The 20,761-nt window shown below is 58.5% G+C and carries 16 protein-coding genes; 4 read left to right on the top strand and 12 right to left on the bottom strand.

Annotated elements, in window-relative coordinates; all coding sequences use genetic code 11:
• Window positions 1-8 precede the first annotated feature (8 nt).
• Entirely contained in the window at window positions 9-755 is a 747-nt protein-coding gene (locus CMG77_RS08130; protein WP_123638816.1) for a YbgF trimerization domain-containing protein, read from the top strand.
• 369 nt (window positions 756-1,124) lie between these two features.
• Here the strand turns inward: CMG77_RS08130 and ppnN are convergent, their stop codons facing one another.
• On the bottom strand, window positions 1,125-2,543 hold the full coding sequence (gene ppnN / locus CMG77_RS08125; RefSeq protein ID WP_123636971.1) for a nucleotide 5'-monophosphate nucleosidase PpnN: 1,419 nt from the start codon (window positions 2,541-2,543) through the stop codon (window positions 1,125-1,127).
• Window positions 2,544-2,958: 415 nt separating this feature from the next.
• On the opposite strand from ppnN, the gene CMG77_RS08120 reads away from it, so the two are divergent.
• On the top strand, window positions 2,959-3,624 hold the full coding sequence (locus CMG77_RS08120) for an alpha/beta hydrolase (protein WP_286806877.1): 666 nt from the start codon (window positions 2,959-2,961) through the stop codon (window positions 3,622-3,624).
• A 13-nt stretch (window positions 3,625-3,637) separates the two neighbouring features.
• Here the strand turns inward: CMG77_RS08120 and mgrA are convergent, their stop codons facing one another.
• From mgrA to dkgB, 4 genes are all read right to left on the bottom strand, one after another.
• The gene (gene mgrA / locus CMG77_RS08115; RefSeq protein ID WP_286806878.1) at window positions 3,638-4,654 is read right to left on the bottom strand and encodes an L-glyceraldehyde 3-phosphate reductase; all 1,017 of its coding nucleotides are present in this window, start codon (window positions 4,652-4,654) and stop codon (window positions 3,638-3,640) included.
• 176 nt (window positions 4,655-4,830) lie between these two features.
• Window positions 4,831-5,109 (bottom strand): high-potential iron-sulfur protein, encoded by a 279-nt coding sequence (locus tag CMG77_RS08110; protein WP_024459695.1) that lies wholly within the window; start codon window positions 5,107-5,109, stop codon window positions 4,831-4,833.
• A gap of 131 nt (window positions 5,110-5,240) precedes the next feature.
• Window positions 5,241-6,824, bottom strand: coding sequence for an enolase C-terminal domain-like protein (locus tag CMG77_RS08105; RefSeq protein WP_286876325.1), 1,584 nt, complete (start codon window positions 6,822-6,824; stop codon window positions 5,241-5,243).
• A gap of 178 nt (window positions 6,825-7,002) precedes the next feature.
• Complete coding sequence (gene dkgB, locus CMG77_RS08100; RefSeq protein ID WP_286806883.1) at window positions 7,003-7,818, bottom strand: 2,5-didehydrogluconate reductase DkgB; 816 nt, start codon at window positions 7,816-7,818, stop codon at window positions 7,003-7,005.
• Between the two features lie 323 nt (window positions 7,819-8,141).
• Here dkgB and CMG77_RS08095 point away from each other — a divergent pair, with 323 nt between their 5' ends.
• Together CMG77_RS08095 and CMG77_RS08090 are read left to right on the top strand one after the other, a co-directional pair.
• Window positions 8,142-10,346: an alpha-amylase family glycosyl hydrolase gene (locus tag CMG77_RS08095; RefSeq protein ID WP_286904036.1), complete on the top strand. Its 2,205-nt coding sequence runs from the start codon at window positions 8,142-8,144 to the stop codon at window positions 10,344-10,346.
• 150 nt (window positions 10,347-10,496) lie between these two features.
• Window positions 10,497-11,333, top strand: a complete 837-nt coding sequence (locus CMG77_RS08090; protein ID WP_502691795.1) for a glycoside hydrolase family 43 protein — start codon at window positions 10,497-10,499, stop codon at window positions 11,331-11,333.
• A 161-nt stretch (window positions 11,334-11,494) separates the two neighbouring features.
• Here CMG77_RS08090 and CMG77_RS08085 read toward each other — a convergent pair whose 3' ends face one another.
• The 7 genes from CMG77_RS08085 to CMG77_RS08055 all read right to left on the bottom strand — a co-directional run bounded on the left by CMG77_RS08085 (window position 11,495) and on the right by CMG77_RS08055 (window position 19,662).
• Window positions 11,495-12,292, bottom strand: coding sequence for a DeoR/GlpR family DNA-binding transcription regulator (locus CMG77_RS08085; RefSeq protein WP_286904032.1), 798 nt, complete (start codon window positions 12,290-12,292; stop codon window positions 11,495-11,497).
• A 102-nt stretch (window positions 12,293-12,394) separates the two neighbouring features.
• Window positions 12,395-13,189, bottom strand: coding sequence for a triose-phosphate isomerase (gene tpiA / locus CMG77_RS08080; RefSeq protein WP_502691797.1), 795 nt, complete (start codon window positions 13,187-13,189; stop codon window positions 12,395-12,397).
• A 66-nt stretch (window positions 13,190-13,255) separates the two neighbouring features.
• Window positions 13,256-13,912: a LutC/YkgG family protein gene (locus CMG77_RS08075; protein WP_286904028.1), complete on the bottom strand. Its 657-nt coding sequence runs from the start codon at window positions 13,910-13,912 to the stop codon at window positions 13,256-13,258.
• Complete coding sequence (locus CMG77_RS08070) at window positions 13,905-15,353, bottom strand: LutB/LldF family L-lactate oxidation iron-sulfur protein (RefSeq protein ID WP_286904027.1); 1,449 nt, start codon at window positions 15,351-15,353, stop codon at window positions 13,905-13,907. Before CMG77_RS08070 ends, CMG77_RS08075 begins: the two co-directional genes overlap by 8 nt.
• Entirely contained in the window at window positions 15,350-16,168 is an 819-nt protein-coding gene (locus CMG77_RS08065) for a (Fe-S)-binding protein (RefSeq protein ID WP_286904026.1), read from the bottom strand. The genes CMG77_RS08070 and CMG77_RS08065 overlap by 4 nt, the downstream gene beginning before the upstream one ends.
• A gap of 78 nt (window positions 16,169-16,246) precedes the next feature.
• Complete coding sequence (gene rhaI / locus CMG77_RS08060; protein ID WP_286904024.1) at window positions 16,247-17,539, bottom strand: L-rhamnose catabolism isomerase; 1,293 nt, start codon at window positions 17,537-17,539, stop codon at window positions 16,247-16,249.
• Window positions 17,540-17,562: 23 nt separating this feature from the next.
• Complete coding sequence (locus CMG77_RS08055) at window positions 17,563-19,662, bottom strand: bifunctional rhamnulose-1-phosphate aldolase/short-chain dehydrogenase (protein ID WP_286904022.1); 2,100 nt, start codon at window positions 19,660-19,662, stop codon at window positions 17,563-17,565.
• Between the last annotated feature and the right edge of the window lie 1,099 nt (window positions 19,663-20,761).

The raw sequence follows: 20,761 nt of genomic DNA, 5'->3' as shown, positions 1-20,761 counted from the left end.
GAGTCATGATGAAGACCTTGATAACCGCCACAGCGTTCACCGTGATCGCCGTGGCGGCGCCGGTACTGCAAGCTCAGGTCCGGGTGGTTGAGTCTCAGCCGCTGGGCAACAATCAGTCTGCCAATTCCGGTGATGCCCAAGGTGCCTCCAACATGCAGGCGGAGCTGTTTTATCAGTTTCAGGCACTGCAGCAGGAAGTACTGGAGTTGCGCGGCCTGGTGGAAGAGCAGGCGCACGAAATTCAGCGTTTGAAGCAGCAGCGAATGGACGACTACCTCGACCTGGACCGCCGAATCGGCGAGCTGAGTCGCTCCGGTGGTGGCAACCCGGGGGCCAGCTTGGGCAGTGGCAGCTCCGGTGAGTCAGGTGAAACCGGTGATCGGGTGTCTGAAACCCAGATGTATCGCGACGCTTACCAGCTGTTACGCGATCGGGAAATCGAGCAGTCCATCGAGGCGTTCAACGCTTACCTCGACGCCTATCCCCAAGGTAATTTCGCTGGCAACAGCCATTACTGGCTGGGTGAGATCTACCTGCTGAACGAGGATCTGGATGCTGCACAGGAGTGGTTTGAAAAACTGTTGCGCGAGTTTCCGGACGATCGAAAACGTGCCGATGCCCAGTACAAGCTGGGCCGCGTTTACCATCAGCAAGGTGATGAGCAACGAGCCCAGCAGCTGCTGCAGGATGTTGCCTCGGGTACCAGCGATGCGGCCCGTCTTGCTCGCCAGTACCTGCAGGACAATTTTCAGTAGGCAAAGCAGCGACAGACAGCCGGGTTGATTGTCTTTCGAGGCATCATAAAAACGGGGGTCAGTGCATGGCACTGACCCCCGTCCGGCTCGTCCTGAGCAAGCTCCCTTGACGCTCGAAGAGCGCTCCCTGGCCGGCGCTCCGCGCCGATATCCCTGACGTCCTGTCCCGAGCCCTCCCGGCCCGGTGAAAATAGGCGCTTCCCTTGACCCTTCCTGGTCGACGTCACGTCACTGTGTACCTCCCTGTTGATGAGTATTCTCTCGAATCACCCGCTCTGGCGATAGTCGCCATCGTCGGCAATGTTTGTGAGACATTGACCATGGTTTGCGGCGGCTCTTTCGGACACGCGACGGCAATCGGCGGCGTAATCAGATGATCCGGTAACAGGGGCGATAGGTCCGTCCCGGCAGTTTCATACGGTTTTGCGCCACGAAGGAGGCCAGCAGTTCGTCCACCGGGAGCATCACCTCCGGGTCGCCGTGAATTTCAAAATGCCCGTGTTGCTCAATCGCGCGGATGCCTTCATCCTTCACATTGCCGGCGACGATGCCGGAAAAGACCCGCCGCAAATTGGCCGCCAGTTCGTGGGGGGCCTGATTTTTATGCAACGCCAGTGAGCGCATGTTCTCGTGGTTGGGCACGAAAGGACGCTGGAAGTCCGGATCAATTTTCAGTTGCCAGTTGAAATAAAAGGCGTCATCGGTGTGCCGGCGGAACTCGCGCACATGCTTGACGCCCTCAAGCATCTCCCGGGCGACTTTAGGCGGATCATCCACAATAATCTGGTAGCGTTGCTGGGCCTCTTCTCCCAGGGTGGTGCCAATGAACTCATGGATGCGCTCGAAGTAGGCGGCCGAGTCTTCCGGTCCTGTAAATATGACCGGAAAGGGAATGTCACGATTGTCCGGGTGCAACAGAATCCCCAGCAAATACAGGATTTCTTCCGCCGTACCTGCGCCGCCCGGAAATACCACGATGCCGTGGCCAGAGCGAACGAAGGCCTCCAGACGCTTTTCGATATCGGGAAGAATGACCAGCTCATTGACCATGGGATTGGGCGCTTCGGCCGCGATAATGCCCGGCTCGGTAATACCCAAGTAACGGCCGGCCTTGATGCGCTGCTTGGCATGACCGATATTGGCGCCCTTCATGGGGCCCTTCATCGCACCAGGTCCGCAGCCGGTGCAGATATCCAACCCGCGCAGGCCCATCTGGTAGCCCACCTCCTTGGTGTAATCATACTCCTCGCGACTGATGGAGTGGCCGCCCCAGCACACGATCAGCTTGGGTTCCACGCCGGATTGCAGCGCCATGGCGTTGCGTAACATATGGAACACGGCATCGGTGGTGCCCTCCTGGGTGTCCAGGTCGAACTTTGGATTATTCTGAATCTCCGCGCTGGCGTAGAGTACATCGCGCAATACGGCAAACAGGTGCTCGGTAATCCCGCGAATCATCTTCCCGTCGACAAATGCGCTGGCCGGCGCCCCTTTGATATCAAGTTTTATGCCCCGCTCTTCCTGCAGCACACGGATGGAAAAATTCTTGTAGCGCTCCAGCAACTCCTTGCCGTCATCCATGTAGTTGCCGCTGTTCAGTACCGCGAGGGCGCAGCTGCGAAACAGGGAATACAGGCCGCTCTGACTGGCGTCCAGGAGTTTGGCCATTTCCACTTTGGATAGCACCTTCAGTGGCCCCACCGGGGACACGACGGCATCAATGGTCTGGTACTTTCTCTGCGAGTGGTCCAATACGGACCCCTGATACGGCTGCTGAGAATGAGTCATAAAATTGTGTATTCCTTGTTATCCATGGTTACCCTGAGTGTAGCGGGATTTGGCGGCGTGTGGGTAGGGCTTATTCTGTTTTTGCCAGACGCGTATACTAGTGTACCCCGTCACTAATACTGTGACATTCAGAGCGAGCCTAAAACGTCAGGGCTAGACGCGTTCCGCAGTGAAGGGTGGTTCCCTTTGCAAGGGACGCAACGACGCCCTGGCGATTTAGGCCCGCTCCCTGCGGGCGGGCCGGAAAGGGGCCATCCGCCGCGTTATGCCTTTTGGAAAGGGAGCCACCCTTCCCTGCAAGGCATGCCTTGCGGCTAGCCCCTTTCCGGCCCGCTGAATGTCACAGTATTAGTGACGGGGTACACTAGGCGCTTTGTCTGAAACCCTGCGCCGTCAAAGAATCAGGAACTGTTTTATGAGCTATTTACCCTGTGTGGAAATTGAACCCAACGCGCCCGCCAACAGCGCGGTCATCTGGCTGCATGGACTGGGGGCCGACGGTAATGATTTCGCGCCGCTGGTCCCGCAACTGCAGCTGCCGGATTCGTGTCATACCCGGTTTGTATTTCCCCACGCGCCGCAGATACCGGTGACCATCAACGGCGGCATGGTCATGCGTGCCTGGTACGATATTCGTGAAATGAGCATCGACCGGAAAGTGGATGTCGAAACGCTGAAGGCGTCGGCGGGCGACGTCCATCGCCTGATTGAGCGGGAGTTGGAGCGTGGCATTGCGGCCGAGCGCATTGTGCTCGCCGGCTTTTCCCAGGGCGGTGCGGTGGCCTATGAAGCGGCGCTCAGCTATGAACAACGGCTGGGAGGGCTGTTGGTTCTATCGTCTTATCTGGCCACAGCGGACTCACTGGTGCGGGCGCCGGCCAACCAGACCCTTCCGGTACTGATTCAGCATGGTGTCCACGATCCGGTGGTGCCTGAGGTGTTGGGGGAGCGCGCGGAGGTGCAGCTTGAAACCTGGGGCTATCCGGTCCGCTATGAGCGCTACTCGGTGGAGCATGGTGTCTGTGCGGAGCAGATTCCGGTAATCAGCCGCTGGCTGGGCCAGCGGCTGTGTGGGGAGTGAGGGGTACACTGTCTCAGGCGCCCAGAATGCCCTCAATGGTGGTTAGTTCGTCATCGGAGAGTTCCAGGTTGTCCAGAGCCGCCACCGAGTTTTCAATCTGCTCGGGCCGACTGGCGCCAATGATGGCACTGGTCACGGCGTCGTTGTTCAACACCCAGGCCAACGCCAACTGGGCCAGGGACTGGCCTCGGGCCTGCGCCACCTCGTTGAGTGCCTGGACCTTGCTCAGGTTCTCGGCGCTGATGTCGTCCTCACTGAAGTAAATCTGTTCGCTGCGCGAGGCCCGCGAGCCCTCGGGGATGCCGTTCAGGTATTTGTCGGTGAGCATTCCCTGAGACAGCGGTGAGAACACGATAGAGCCAACGCCCTCGTGTTTGAGCACATCGGTCAGGCCGTCTTCAATCCAGCGGTCGAGCATGTTGTAGCGCGGCTGGTGAATCAGCAGCGGGGTGCCCAGGGATTTCAGGATGGCCACCGCTTCACGGGTCTTCTCCGGCGAATAGTTGGAGATACCAGCATAGAGGGCTCGACCGGAGCGGACAATGGTGTCCAGGGCACCCATGGTCTCCTCAAGTGGGGTGTCCGGGTCCATACAGTGGGAGTAGAAAATATCAAAGTACTCCAGGCCGGTACGCTTCAGGCTCTGATCGCAACTGGCGATCAGGTACTTGCGCGAGCCGCCGATTCCGTAGGGCCCGGGCCACATGTCATAGCCGGCCTTACTGGAAATGATCAGTTCGTCGCGATAGGGCGCCAGGTCCTGCTTCATGATCTGGCCAAACGTGGTTTCTGCGGAACCGTAGGGGGGGCCATAGTTGTTGGCCAGATCGAAGTGGGTGATGCCCAGGTCGAACGCCCGCTGAACCATGGCTCGGGCATTGCTCAGTGAGTCCACGCCGCCAAAATTCTGCCACAGGCCCAGAGACAGGGCCGATAACCGCACTCCACTGCGCCCGCAGCGCGGGTAGGGCATGTTCTGGTAGCGTTCGGGGTTGGGGCGGTAGACCGGATTGGGTTCTGTTGTCAGCATAATATCGCTCTTTTTTGGTGTTGACCGAGCGGACTATGGTAACGCAAAAGCAAATTCGTAGGGTAACGAGCGGGTGGGCTGGTTATACCCGGTAAGCGAGTTGAAGTGGGGCGAGTTGAAGCAGGAAAGTACAGAGGGACGGCCGGAGCAAGCAGGCTCCGGCCTTCGGAACGACCTCAGCCGCGAGCGGCCCAGACATTACACCAGCCGCTGGCCTTGACCTGTTTGCCCGGGAACAGGTTGCACCCCACCCATTCGGCCTCCAGATCACCCTTGGCGTGGATGCAGTTATTACAGCGCTGGCCCTCGGTTTCGCTGGTCTCCATGTAGTTCAGCGCCTTGGCCTGCGCATCATCCGGAGATAGCTTTTCGTCCTGAGCCGACACGGTGTGTACGGGGATCAGGGTGGCACCGGCTGTCGCTGCCGACAGCTTCAGAAAGTCTCTGCGCTTCATGGTCTTCTCCTGTTAGTACGGTTAATCACGGTTTTGTTTGATATTGTCTGGCGAACTTTAGCACAGTTAATGTATTCAGGTTCTACGTGACGCGGATGTCTTTGGATCCGTTGCGCCCCTGAAAAGGCGGCTTACCGGGGCTCTTGCATAAATTTCCGTGCCAACTGTGCAAAGTGATCGCTGGCGAGCCAGGCATCGCCGCCGGGCAGGGTGTAGTCCTGCTTGCCTCGGGCGCTGTAATCCACACCCACACCGGGCTCCCGACCCATCTGGTAGTAGCCATTTTTGACGATCGCCGGATTGGTAAAGACGCCCTCGTGGACACTGCGCTCCTCCTCGGCCACAAACTCCAGAATATCCGGCACCCCGGCCAGGTTGTCGGGCCCGAACCAGGCCTGCTTGATCGCCTGGACGTTGCGCATCCCCTCGCACAGGCCGATACCGCCGGTGTGAGGGCAAATGCGCACATCTCGCCCCTCCTCCCGGGCTTTCTGGGCCATCAGCAGAATCGCCAGGTTGTCGCCGATACCGCCCACCCGGGAGTAGTCCATCTGGATCACGTCGATGGCGTATTTTTCCCGGGTTTTACCGCTCAGATCCGGGGCGTGCAACAGGTCTTTGAAGGTGGTGGGGGAGGCGCCCTGCTCGCCGGTGGAAATGGGCATTCGCAGGGGCGGGGCGTAGTCCTCGAAGGCGCGGTCCAGCGCCTGTTGGAGCTCCACATGGGCCATGGGGCTGTGCTGGTTGCAGGGCTCCTCAAACCACTCTACCCGGTAGTCCGGGCTGGCCTGGTAGAGTTCCAGGCCAAGCTGATGCGCGAAAATGAAGGCCGAGCGGGTATCGAACACCTGATTGCTGTCGATGGCCACTTTCATTTTATCTGCTCGAGGGTCTTCCCGCTCAATGGTCTGGTACACCAGAATCATCCGCTCGGCATCCTCGTTGGCCGCTTCCAGGGCCATACGATCGATATCCTCCCGGGTCAGCAGGGTGCGGGCCTCGTCGGCCTTCATCCGCGCGGCGGAATAGCTGGCGCCCACCTTGATTTTGATCTGGGGCCAGCCCGCCTGCAGCATTTTGCGGGTCTGATCGACCAGGCCTTCCTTGCTGATTCCGCTCCAGCCGGCGGTGTTGTATGCCAGCAGCCCCTGTTGATAGATCGTGTGAACCCGCTCCTGTTTGCCGCCCTGGGCCCGCTGGAGCAGGTCCAGGGCCTCGGCCGGGCTTAACACATCGCCAATGGGTTCGAAATCGATGAATTCGAGCAGGTCCCGTGGCTCCATATCCACAATCAGTTGCCAGGCCGGTACCTGCTGGATTTTCGCGCTCAGGTCCCAGAGGGCGTTGGCAACGGCCCCGATGGCCATGCGTGAGACGCCCACACCGCCCAGCCAGCTGTAGTCGGAGTCCTGCAGCATACGCTTGCAGAAGCGGCCCAGATTGCCGTTTTTATGCAGCTCGGTGGGCGCCGGTAGCCAGTCTTCCTGGAGCAGGAAGCGGTTGGCCACCATCCGGGTGACTTCGCACATTTCCTTGAGGCCATGGCCGTTGGTGAAAATCACGCTGGTACCGCGCAACTCCGGGTGGTCGGTGAGAATCTCCAGTACCGCATTGGCGTAGGTGGGGCCACCCTGGGCAATATTGCGGGCGTCACCGCCAAAACCGGTGGGTGGAGCGCCGATGGGCTGAACGTCGATGCCAGTGATAGCAACCATGCGATTCATCTCCTGGTTTGGTTGATTGATGGAAGTATTGTCGTTGTCCGTTTCAGTATAGTCCGGGAGGCGGGGCTTGCGGGTAGCCGGGTGCTCGGACCCCAGCAGGGGGTAAAGGGAGTGAATAAAAAAGGCACCGCCGGGGTGCCTTTTTGAGTGTGGTCACAATACTGTGGGGTTACTGGTCCCACTGGGGAGCGAAATCCGGGTTGGCAATCCGCTCACCGGCGTCCAGGGCATTGATTTTTTCCATCTCACTGTCACTCAAGCGGACATCCAAGGCGGCCAGATTGGCTTTCTGGTGCGCCGGCTTGGTGGAGGAGGGGATGACCACGATGTTCTGTTGGGCCACCCATGCCAAAGCGACCTGAGCCGGTGTCACACCGTGGGCCTTGCCGATGTCTTCCAGTACCGGGTCCTTCATCACTTTACCTACCGCCAGGGGCATATAGCCGGTGACCTGCAGTCCTTTGTCCTGACAATGTTTGACCAGCTTTTTGTTCTGCAGGTAGGGGTGAACCTCAATCTGGTTGGTGACGATGTGTGCGCCACCGGGGGCTGACAGGGCCTCGTCCACCTGGGCGATGGTGAAATTGGATATCCCGATATGCTTGGTCAACCCCAGTTCCCGTGCTTCGTTTAGCTTGCCGATATAGTGCGCCATGGGGACCGCATTGTCGGGTGAGGGCCAGTGGATCAACGCAAGATCGACGTAGTCTGTGCCCAGTTTCTGCAGGCTTTCCTTGAGGCTTTCGACGGGTTTATCGCTGTCCAGGAAGTCGTGCCATACTTTGGTGGTAATGAACAGTTCGTGCCGGGGAATCCCACTCTCGCGAATGGCCTCGCCGACGGCTTCCTCGTTGTCGTAAAACTGGGCGGTATCGATGTGTCGATAGCCCAGATCCAGCGCGGATTTCACCGCGTCTTCCACCTCCTGATCTTTCAGACGGAATGTGCCCAGACCAATGGCGGGTAACACGGGTGCCTGACTCATGCAGATCTCCTCTCGATTCGTTTTGGGGTGTACTTGTCGCATGTCGCTTAAATGGTTTGAAAGACCTTATCTTGTGTCGTGGCGTCGGGATTTCAACCGGAGTTTGCCAATCATCTCCATAGCGTGAACTTATCGAACGATGGAGCCGTGTCTTCCCAGGCTGGGTCGCGGGGTGAGCAGTATGTGCACTGTCAGGAAGGACGGATTTGCTGCATACGTATTCATCCCTATGCATACGTATGCAATGTGTTGTTCGCCCCGAGCCGCCCACCTACCATCACTCCGGATAACAGCTCATAACATAAAATCCTGGAGTGAAAATAATGAAAACCCTATCAAGACAGTGGTACGCCCTGGTGCTCAGCGCCCTGGTGTTATCCTTTTCCGCATTGGTTGGCTGTGGTGGTTCCTCGTCGGGGGATTCCGGTCCCGATGTGGTCAATCCCGATCCTGACGACGACAACGACGATGATACTGGTGGCGATGACTCCGACGGGGATGATACCGACGGCGATGGTGACCACACCGCCGAGCCGCTCACCTGTGACAACCCCACCTACGCCGAGGCCATGAACCTGCGCATTTATCAGGTGATGACGGAGTCCTTCATTGATGGCGACCCGGGCATTGGTCATGGGGTGGGTTATGGAACCAGCCACCACAGCGGTGATATTCGCGGCATCATCGACAGTCTGGAGTACATCAAGGGCCTGGGCTTCAATGCCATCTGGTTGACGCCGGTTTTTGACAGTGTGCCCCTGTCCGGCCAGGATCTGGCCGCCGACCGACTGGATGCGACCGGCTACTACGCGACCAACTACTTTGCGATTGATCCGAACTTCGGCTCCATGGACGACGCCCGGGAGCTTGTCGAAACGGCCCATGAGCTGGGGTTGTATGTGTTCTTCGATGGTGTGTACGGTCACTTTAAAAATAACGCGGAAGACTATCCCTCCATTGACGGTCAAACCGTCAGTACCGGTGGTGCGAGTGTGGCCGGAACCGGTCGTATTGCCGAGTATCCGGATGATCTGGAATTTTTCAAAGAGGTCGCTACCTACTGGGTGGAGGAACTGAAAATCGACGGCTGGCGTCTGGACCAGGCCTATCAGGTGCCCCTGGATGCCTGGGTCGAGATTCGCCGCGCCGTGGAAGAAGCCTCGGCATCGGTCACCTATACCAACGCCGACGGTGAGGCAGTGAATCCACTCGGCTATATGGTCGCGGAAATCTGGAAAGGCGAAGCGGACATTGCGGCCGAGGCCTATGGGTCGGATGACAACCCTGCGCTNTGCTCGGCGTTTGATTTCCCNGTGCGGTACGCGCTGGTTCAGGCCCTGGCGGTGGAGGAGAGCGGGGCAAATAACCCGAGCGCCGCGCGNCTNAGAAGCGGCTTCAATTCNTACGACNCCTATCCCGATCACGCCATNCCCAATGGCTTTATGGGCAATCACGATCTGGTGCGCTTCGGGGATCTGTTNCAGCGCGGCGANATTGCCGANCCGCAAGANGATCTTTATTGGGCGCGTCACAAAGCGGCCTACAGTTTCCTGGCGGCGTATACCGGACCCATCACCCTCTACTACGGGGAAGAGATAGGTGAGGAGGTGCCGGATTACGCCGATCAGGTTACCGCTAACTGTGCCGACCAGGGGCTGTGCGATGACCACGTTGCCCGCACCAGCGGAAAGGTCGAAGGTCTGCCCAGCGGGACTGAGCGCGAGGTGTTTGTCGCCAATGAGAAACAAGCGGAGCTGCGCGATTATCTGACGGAGCTGATGGAACTGCGCGCGGCGCAACCGGCACTGTATCGCGGTGAACGCACGGCTATTGTTGCGCCCATTGACGTGGCCGGTGCGCTCTATGCGGATTACAAAACCTATGCAGACGATGCGATCCTCTACCTGCTGAATGTGAGTAATGAACCCATCGAGACGACTTTTGAAGCCTGCGCGCTGGGAAGCACCGGAACCTTGACCAACCTGCTCACCGACGAAACCATCAACGCTGACGAGGAAGGGCGTTATCAGATCCAGATTCCGGCCAGCGCTGCACTGTTTCTGAACGTTGAGTCACCTACTGAGGACGGACCGGGTTGTACCACCAGCGATGGGCCGGTCGGGTCTGGCCCCCTGGCAGCGTGCGATACGCCCGATGCGGACGGCACCGGCCCACTCGCATCCGACATGTACATTCGCGGTTCTTACGCGGGAGGCGACGGGTTTGGNGCAACCCCAAGCGATCGTCGCTTTGGCTACAAAGGCGATAACCTGTATCAGGTTGTGGTGAACGAACCCTCGGCAACCAGCTACGGCTTCAAGTTCGCGAACGCGGAGTGGACCTATGAATTCGCCGTTGCAGGCAGCGCCGATGTCGTTCTGGGGGCAGAGCAGGCCATGGCGGTTGCGTCCGGGCCCGGAACTGAATCGTCTATCGACATTCCCGAGTCGGGGGACTATGTGTTCAGTTTTCAGATCAACGACGCACTCGACGGNGGCACCATGATGGTCAGTCAGTGCGCTGAGTGACCGCCGTTCGAATCATGGCAAAAAGGGCGCTTCGGCGCCCTTTTTTGATTATTGACAGAGTCGAGNGAGTCATCGGGGTATCGGGGTAGACTTGCGAGTTGGATCGCGTAAAATTCAGATTCATACTACAAATAATTGCAAGGACCTTTCATGACTTTTCGACACGGTGGTATTACCCTCGGAATCTTGTTAGTCGTTTTACTGGCCGGCTGCGAATCAACCCCCACTTCTGATGATGCTTATGTCTTTTCCTCTTTTCGGGGCAACGGNGAGGGCGGTTTGCACCTGGCATACAGTCACGATGGGCTGACCTGGAAGGCGTTGAAAAACGATACGACGTTCCTCGAGCCNGAGGTCGGTCAGGGGCTGATGCGTGACCCCTGTATCATTCAGGGCCCCGAGGGNACTTTCCACATGGTGTGGACCACCGGTTGGTGGGATAAGGGGCTGGGGGTGGCTCACTCCGATGACCTTGTGAACTGGTCCGAACAACAGTTCGTNCCGGTAATGGCTCACGAACCAACGGNGAGAAATACCTGGGCGCCGGAAATCATCTGGGATGATCAGAATGCTCANTATGTGATTTATTGGGCCAGCACCATTCCGGGACAATTNCCNGAAACCGCCGATAGCGGCGACGACGGNCTGAACCACCGGATCTATTACACGACCACCAAAGATTTTCAGACCTACAGCGACACNGAGTTGTTCTATGAGCCCGGGTTCAANGTGATTGACTCCACCATCATTCCCGATGGGGATGGTTATGTCATGATCCTGAAAGATGAGACCCGTCACCCCGCCGAGAAAAATCTGCGGGTGGCTCGCAGTGACAGTCTNTATGGGCCCTGGACGGAGCCGTCCGAGCCNTTCACGCCCGAGGGNGTATGGGTGGAGGGGNCAACCCTGCTCGATCNGGGNGAAGACGGTTANCGTCTATTACGACGAGTACACCAACAAACGCTACGGCGCGATGCGCACCCGTGATTTCGATACNTGGACGGATATTTCAGACGAGATCAGTTTCCCGGAGGGAACCCGACACGGGACGGTACTGCCGATATCAAAAGCGACGTTGGAAGCGTTGTTGGAAGACGTAGAGTAAGGTTGGCGGCACCCCTGTGGTGCCGCCGCTTGTTGCTAACGTTTTATTCCGNCTGNCTCACATCAACCAGAATCACTTTGATGTTCTGATCTTCNAAAAAGCGCACGGTCTTCGGGTCGGCTTCACTGTCCGTGATCAGAATGTCCACATCCGAGAGCGGACACAGAATGAAGTTGCTNCGNTTGTTGAGCTTGGTNCTGTCCGCCAGGATGATCAGCTGATCCGCCTGCTTTTTCAGCTTCTGCTCGGTCTGGATCAACAGCGGGTCTGATTCCATGACCCCAAACTCGCCAATCCCCGGCGTTCCCATGAACATTTTGCTGGCGTGGTAATACTGGATGGTGTCGTTCTCAAANGCGCTCAGGATGATGCCCTGTTTCCGGTAGAGCTCCCCGCCGGGCANCGTAATCTGGTTGTCACTGACTTCCGACAGGTCCTGGGCNAGCACAAAGGAGTTNGTCAGCACGTTCAGGTGACGGTCGGCCAGAAACTCCTTCATCATGTANGTCGAGCTACCGCCGTTGATGATGATGAATTCNCCGTCCTCACACAACTTCACNGCTTCCTGTGCGATCAGCCGTTTGACGTCGGCCCGCTGTTCNTTGGCCGCGAGAAACGCCGAGCCTGAAATGTGCGGGCGACGGACTTTCCGGTCCTGGACTTTGAGCACCTCGGCCCCACCCCGGATTTTGCGCAGCTGGCCCTGATTGGACAGCTTGGTGATGTCCCGCCGGATAGTGGCTTCAGAGGCGTTCAGTTGCGTGGACAGGTCGTTGACACTGACAAACTGTTGTTCGTCGAGAATGTCCAGCAGCAGTTTGTGGCGTTGTTTTTCCAGCATGGAAGTCGAGGCCCCGAGATGAAATGATCATGTAAAGGAAATTTGACGAAAAACTAGCATAAAATTGCCGAAAAAACAAACAAAATCAGTCATAACCTTTCACTAAAAGTCTTGGTAGCGGACGTTATTCGTGGATTTCATTTCGGGCTTGGGCGGCCGGGTCTGAGCGGCCCAGCAGATGTCCAGAAAGTCGGCGGCTTTCAGGGAGGCACCGCCAATCAGACCGCCATCGACATTGGGCAATGAAAAGATCTCCTCACTATTGCCGGGTTTTAGACTGCCGCCATAAAGCAGGGTGACGTCATCAGCGTCCAGGCCGTTGTCGGATAATTGCGCTCTGATCACGGCGTGGGTGGACTGAATGTCCGCCAACTCCGCGGATACCCCGGTACCAATCGCCCACACCGGCTCATAGGCGATGACCGCGTTGCGCAATGCGTGCGCACCACAACGATCAATCACCGTCTGAATCTGGTGGGAAATGACCGATCGGGTCTGACCCTGTGCCCGCTCCTGTTCCGTTTCACCGACACACAACACCGGGGTCAGCCCCGCAAGGGAGACCAGCTTGAACTTCTCGGCAATATCCGCGTCTCGCTCTCCCATGCGGGCCCGTCGCTCGGAGTGGCCGACGATCACATAGCNGCACTGGAGCTCCTTGAGCATGTTGACACTGATTTCACCCGTGAAAGNGCCAATACACTCGGAGCTTACATCCTGGGCGCCAAGCTGTACGATATCGGGCAGTATTGAACGAATGGATTGCAGGTAAGGAAAGGGAGGGCAGACGGCGACCTCCACGTCCTGAAGNGTCTGGGATTTCANNCCGTGGCGAAAGTGGGTCGCCCAGAGAATATTGTCGGCCAGGCTGCCGTTCATCTTCCAGTTGCCAATCACCAGGCGTTGTTTCACGGTCTACTCCAAAATAATTCAACGGATTCGATATCAATCAATAGGGTTTGGTCACTGGGGCAGGGACTCAACAATCAGGTAATCGGTCCGGCGNGGTCCNTGGGCGCCAATCTGAATCTGNTGCTCGATATCGGCGGTCCGGGANGGGCCGGTNANCAGGTTGACNGTTCGCGGCAGNGGCTGACCNTCNTGCAGNCTCTCCCAGGCATCTTCNTGAAAGCGCACNATGTCCCGCTTGTCGATCAGCACGATCAGCCGTTCNACCAGAAACAACAGCCTGCTCGGGCAGTCCCGACTCAGGGACAGGATGGTCCCGGTTTCNGCCATCGCCGAGTGGGCNCGCACCAGNCCCCAACTCTGAANCGGCTGTGGTGTGTCNTCGGAAAGGGTCAGTGATCCCCAATCGGATTGGCTCGCGGCGATTTGGGGGGACAGCGACAGGGTGGGGGGAACGCTCTGACTGTCCGCTTCGCGCTCCAGCCAGNGCTGAACCTGCTCCAGACTTTCCAGCTCGGTCACCACAGCGCCGTTGCGCTGGGCTTCACTGATAAAGCGNGAGACGGTTTCCACATGGCTGAGTGCCGGTTGGGCCGGCGTGTCGGCCTGCGTCTCACACAGTGTTTTGAAGNCCGCTTCCAGGTCCTCGCCCGCGTGGTCGCTGCCGATGGACTGACGAATGCGCTCGATAATACGGGTGCGACTATCCATGACGACGGTTCTCCGGGTGTGATTGACGCTGCTGTTGCCGCCACTGAGTCTGGAAGCTGGACCCCTGCGGNGCAGAGAAATCCCGNTACCGGGTCCAGCCGGACATCATCGGCAGTGAGCGGAAGCGTCCCCGGCTGCCTGCCAACCANCGCAANACCNTNACNGCNGGACTGGTCAGCCGCCGGTAAAGTCCGGGGCGGCGGCTGAGTCGGCAAAACAGTTTAACGGCCATCGTTGATGCCTTGGAACGGGTCGCTTCACGCTGCTCTTTGTCCCGTAACTTGCGCATCAGGCCGGGCAGGGGAATGCGCACCGGGCANACCGATTCGCAGCGACCGCAGAAGGTACTGGCATTGGGCANCTGATAGTCATCNTTGCCGTGGCGCAGCAGGGGGGTGAGCACGGCGCCCATGGGNCCGGGGTAGACGCTGTTATAGGTGTGCCCGCCCACAGATTGGTAGACNGGGCAGTGATTCATNCAGGCACCGCAGCGAATGCAGTGCAGCATGTCCTGGAATTCCGTGCCCAGAATNTCCGTGCGNCGGTTGTCCATCAGGACAATATGAAAATTCTCCGGCCCGTCTTTATCCTGGGCGCCCTTGGGGCCGGTAAAAAAAGTGGTGTAGGTGGTAATGTCTTGCCCGGTGGCGCTGCGGGCCAGTACCCGGAGGATGGCGCTGGCGTCTTTCCAGGTGGGAATCACCTTGTCGATGGACGTGGTCACGATATGGGTTTTGGGCAGCGTCGCCGTCAGATCGCCATTGCCTTCATTGGTCACAATCGCGGCGGTGCCGGTCTCGGCAATCAGCATATTGGCGCCGGTGATACCCACATCCGCCTGCAGGAACCGCTCGCGGATCACGTCCCGGGCTTCGTTGACGATNGACTCGACNGCGTCAAGATCCCGCTCGCCCAGCGGATGATTGTCCCGGAACAAGGCCTGAACCTGNGCCTTGGTTTTGTGCAGTGCCGGGGCGACGATGTGGCTGGGGCGTTCATGTGCCAGTTGGATGACATATTCGCCCAGGTCNGTTTCCTGAGGTNCGATGCCCGCNTCTTCGAGCGCCTCATTCAGCTCGACCTCTTCGCCCACCATGGACTTGCCCTTGGTGACAGTTTTGGCCTCGTACTGACGACACAGTCCGACGACGGTCTCGCGCATCTGTTCGGGGGTTTCGACCCAATGGACCTGTCCGCCGGCNTCCTGCACTTTCTTTTCAAAGTGCAGCAGGTAAATATCCAGATTTTTCAGCGCACGCTGGCGTGCGCGCANGGCGCGATCGCGCATGGCNTCGAAGTTGGGNACGCGCTCGATCGCCGCCTGGCGTTTGTGCACAAAGCCTGAGCCGGCCTTTTCCAGGGCCTGCTGCAGGTTGTCATCATCCAGGGCGCCCCGGGAGCGGGCGATGAAGTCCGGTTCCTGTATCTGGACGCCGCTCATGATGTTTCCCCGGAGTCGNCGGCGGCTTCGCCGATAGCGGGCGCGGCGAGATCACCCGCCAGCACTTCGGCAATATGACGCACCTGAACCACAGAATTGCCGGAGGCCGGGTCGGCATCCCGTTGCAGCTTGCCGGCAATATTCAATAGGCAGGACAGATCCCCGCCCAGTACCATGGAGGCGCCGGATTGTTGAATGTTTCGGGTTTTGTCGCCGACCATGCGGTTGGAGACATCCGAGTACTTGACGCAGAAGGTGCCGCCAAAGCCGCAGCAGACATCGGTGTCGGCCATCTCGGTCACCTCGACCCCTGAGCACTGCTTCAACAGGCGACGCGGCTGCTGCTTGATGCCCAGCTCGCGCAGGCCCGCGCAGCTATCGTGATAGGTCACTTTCTGTGAGCTCAAATCGATGTTGGGTGTGTCCGGGGTGTAGTCCAGCACATCCGTGAGAAAACTGGTCAGCTCAAATACCTTGCGGCAGAAGGCCTCGACTTCGGCACTTCGGGGATCCCCGGCGAACAGTTCGGGGTAGTGCTCCCTGATCATGCCACCGCAGGAGCCGGAGGGCGCAACGACGTAATCAAAGTCTTTGAAACTCTGCACAATGTTCCAGGCCAATGCGCGGGTCTCGTCGGGAAGCCCGTTGTTGAACGCGACCTGTCCGCAGCAGCTCTGTTCCGGCACGCTGACGGTGCAACCGGCCTGCTCCAACAGCTTTACGGTCGCAAAGCCGATGCTGGGCCGTATCAGGTCCACCGGGCAGGTAATAAACAGGCCGACATGAGGGCCTTGTGATGACTGGTTATTCGACATAATTATCCGTCTGATTCACAGCGACCGGGAAGGGTAAAAACGGTGCCGACCGACACATTGAAGCCGGCACCCAATGCACTACACAATACCGGAACGGCTGCCACCGGTATCAGGGCGAGCCACCGCCGCCTGCTCGCGGTACTGGGAGGCCCGGTAGGTGGCGAGCGGATTGATCGCAGCGTTTTTCCGGAAACGGGCCATGGCCAGGATCGGAGACACGTCGACGTTGAACGCTTCTTTCAGTGTGTTGCTCGCCATCAGGGCATCATTGTCCTGCTGGTAACCTTCCAGTGCTGTGCGGTCAACCAGCAGGGCCTTAATGTAAGAGCGCTGCACCTCAATCGCGGAATTGATCAGACTTTCGATCGGGTCGGTGACATTGTGCGATTGATCGAGCATATAGGCCGGTGAAAAACCGGGCTGTTTGCGGTGCTCGGCATCCACCAGTTCGTTGAATATCAGGAACTGCTGGTAGGGATGAATGGAGCCGCTGTCCAGATCATCATCGCCGTACTTGCTGTCGTTGAAGTGGAAGCCGCCCAGCTTCTTGAACTGAATCAGGCGCGAGACGATCATCTCGATGTTGACGTTGGGTGCGTGATGGCCCAGGTCCACCAGAGACTTGCACCGCTCGCCGGTTTCCATGGCCGCCAGGATGTTGCTGCCCCAGTCCTGAATGACTGTAGAGTAGAAGGCCGGCTCGAACATCTTGTGTTCCAGGTGCATTTCCCAGTCACCGGGCAGGGCAGCGTAAATGGCCTTGGCGCTGTCCAGGTAGCGCTCAAACGCGCGCTGGAANTGTTGNTGNCCCGGATGGTTNGAGCCATCNCCNACCCAGACCGTCAGGGTGTCGGAGCCNAGCTTTTTNCCCCACTCAATCACCTGGATGTTGTGGGCGANGGCCTGCTCGCGTACCGCCGCACTGGTATGNGTGAGGCTGCCGTACTTGTAGGANTGCGCCTGGTCCGGCTGATCCTGNAAGGTATTGGAGTTCACTGAACTCCAGCTCAGGCCGTAGCTGTCGGAGTGGGCTTTCAGNTCACTGAAGTCATCCACCACGTCCCAGGGAAAGTGGGGCGAAATGGCGCTGGCACANCCCGAGAGCTGATGGATGACCGCGCAGTCTTCCACNTTCTCGAAAATGTTNCGCGGTTCACCGACGCCGGGAAAGCGGGCAAAGCGGGTGCCGCCGGTGCCGGTGCCCCAGGAGGGCACNGCGATGTCGAAGGCCTGNGCTTTTTCGGTCAGGGCNTTGATATCAACTCCCTTGCGGGAGAGCTGCTCNCCCAGAACCTCGAAATCCCGGTTGAGATNGGAGGCCAGTTTNTCGTTGTGCGCCGAGACGACGTCAGGCTGAATGGCGTATTTCATGATTATTTTCCTGCTGGCTCGGGTTATCGGGTAAAGGACGGCGCGTGACCGGCATCGACGTTGATAATATTGCCGGTGGACTTGGCCGACAGATCCGCNGCGAAGAAGTAGGCGGCCTCGGCGATGTCTTCCGGCAACACCGAACGCTTGAGCATACTGCGCTGGCGGTAATGCTCNTCCAGTTCTTCGTTACTGATATCGTACGCTGCGGCACGCTCCTGGCGCCACTCGCCGTCCCAGATTTTGGAACCGCGCAGTACCGCGTCGGGGTTGACCACATTGCAGCGAATACCCAGAGGGGCTCCCTCCANCGCGATNCAGCGGGCCAACTGGATTTCGGCGGCTTTGGCTGTGCAGTAGGCCGACGCNCCGGGNGAGGCCACCAGGCCATTCTTNCTNACGATAAAGACCACGGAGCCGCCGGTGNTCTGNCGTTTCATCAGTTTGAAGCCTTCGCGACCGACCAGGAANTAACCGGTGGCCAGGATGCTGATGTTCTTGTCCCACAGGTCCAGGCTGGTTTCATCCAGCGGGGCGGAGCTGGCAATGCCGGCGTTGGACACCAGAATGTCGATGCCGCCGAACTCCCGGGCAACNTCGGNCATGGCGCCGGCGACCGATTCGGGTTTGGTCACNTCGCAGTGCACCTGGCGAATGACNTCNTTCCCGAACGCCTGAGTCAATTCGCTCTGTGCGCGGTCGAGACCGGCCTGGTCAATGTCGGCCAACATGATNCAGGCGCCTTGCTCGGCCATACGGATGGCCGTGGACTTGCCGATACCNCCGGCGCCACCNGTGATGAAGGCGATGCGNCCGGCCAGAGACTTGGGCTTGGGCATGCGCTGCAATTTCGCTTCTTCAAGCAGCCAGTATTCAATATCAAACGCNTCCTGCTCCGGCAGGCCCACATACTCGCTGACGCCGTTGGCTTCGCGCATCACATTNATGGCGTTGACGTAGAACTCACCGGCAATGCGCGCGGTGGCCTTGTCTTTGGCAAAGGTGATCATGCCGACCCCCGGCACCAGGTAAACCACCGCATTGGGGTCGCGCATGGCCGGGCTGTTGNNCCGCTTGCAACGATCGTAATACGCCGCGTANTCCTCGCGATAGGCTTCAAGTTGCTGATCCANTCCNTTCACGCAGCGTGCCAGTTCAGCATCAAGGTCCTTGGCNGTGGGGTCGAAATCCAAAACCAGCGGGCGNATNTTGGTGCGCAGGAAGTGATCCGGGCAGGACGTGCCCAGGGCGGCCAGTGGCTCCAGGTCTTTGGAATTCACGAACTGCAGCACGGTATCGGAATCGTTGAAGTGGCCGATTTTGCGTTGNTCGTTGGTGATTTTGCCGCGAATCAGGGGCATCAGTTCGCTGATGACGGTTTGCCGACGGCTNTCATCCAGGGGGTTGTCATACTTGANNCCGCCGAAGGCGTCGGTTTTGTTGTTNGCTTCCAGCCAGTCCTGCGCGCGNTGAATGATGTTCAGCGTGGTCAGGTAACAGTCTTTGGNNGTGGGGCCCCAGGTAAAGATACCGTGACCTTCCAGCATGATGCCCTTCAGGTNGGGATTGTCTTTGGCNACTTTTTCCAGCTTCAGCCCCAGGTCGTAGCCCGGNCGCTGCCAGGGCAGCCAGCCCATTTCGCCTTCGAAAATCGTTTCGGTCANTTCTTTGCTGTTCTTGGTGCAGGCAATGGCGATGGCGGCATCCGGGTGCATGTGGTCNACATGCTTNTGGGGGATGTAGGCATGCAGCGGGGTATCGATGCTGGCGGCGCGGGGGTTNAGNTTGAANGTGCAGTGGGGCANGTAGCCCACCATNTCGTCTTCGTGCTCCAGGCCCCGGTACAGGTCNTTCAGTTGNTGCAGCTTCTCCATATAAAGGGTGGAGAAACCATCGAGNTTGATCGAGCCCAGATCACCNCCGGAGCCTTTTACCCAGAGCACCTCGGCNTCCTGACCGTTCAGTGGNTCCTTCATGGTGAGTTTGGCCGAGGTGTTGCCTCCGCCGAAGTTGGTGATGCGCAGGTCGGANCCGAGCAGGTTGGAGCGGTACTTCAACAGCTCGGGCTCGCTCATCTTGGCGGCTTCTTGATCATTCCAGAGGTTATCTAATTTCGAGGCCATGGTCGTCGCTCTTATTTCAGGTGAATAATGGATTCATAATCCGAATTTCTGATTGAGAGTGATTATAAATGAGCAAAAATGGAGGGTCAAGGTGAANNTGATCGAATCTTTATGGGTTTTGAGGTTGTTTAAATGCTATTTTGACGTTATTGTTCATAACTGATCATTAATGTTCAGTTNGAGCCTGCNTGTCGCGGCCCGAACCCTCGAATACCGTCAACAATACAAATAAGTATAGTGAACATGCCGTCCNACGATGAGTTTGAGCAGGCGCCCTTGCGGCCCGATCAGTTGAAGCCCGCCCGCCATTTTGCCGCCAGNTATGCCGGNGAGCATGTGGCGGGCACGGAATTTGTNATTGGCGCCAGCTTTGTGGCCTGGGGCGTTGGNGTTGCCGATGTGCTCTGGGGGCTGCTGTGGGGCAANCTGGCNGCGGTNCTGACCTGGGGCCTGGTGTGTGCACCNATCGCGGTGGACACGCGTCTGACGCTCTACGCCTACCTGAAGAAAATTGGCGGNAAGGGGCTGATCAACCTTTATAGCGTNGTGAANGGNCTNCTTTTCTGTGTGNTGGCGGGCGCCATGATCACGGTATCNGCNTCGGCGGCCCGANTTCTNTTCGGTATCGGCCCGCAGGTTGAGTGGTACCCGACCGATCCCGCCTTCGTGGCNGTGGCCCTGNTGGTGGGTGCTGTGGTGACCATTGTCTCTACCAAGGGGTTTCGNCGTCTGGCGGTGTTTGCGCAAGTCTGCGCACCNTGGATGATCATGATGTTTGTGGTGGGCGGCTTGACCATGCTCACCGTTCTGCGTGACGCGACTCCGCTCGCGCCCGAGTCCTCTTTNCTNCAGCGNCTGNTATTGATCGCCGANTCTCACATATGGCGCGGTGACGAAGACGGGCTCGGGCTCTGGCATGTGGCGGCTTTTGCCTGGGTGGCCAACCTGGCCATGCATGGCGGCCTGTCAGATATGACCATANTGCGCTATGCCAGAAAGTCGTCCTACGGGTTTCTGTCTGTGTTGGGGATGTTTATTGGCCACTATCTGGCCTGGGTGTGCGCCGGCGTGATGGGCGCCGGNGCGGCGCTCGTTCTCA

The sequence above is a fragment of the Marinimicrobium sp. genome (assembly GCF_002695945.1).
In the GTDB taxonomy this organism is placed as follows: Bacteria; Pseudomonadota; Gammaproteobacteria; order Pseudomonadales; family Cellvibrionaceae; genus Marinimicrobium; species Marinimicrobium koreense.
This window is presented reverse-complemented; position numbering and strand designations above follow the sequence as displayed.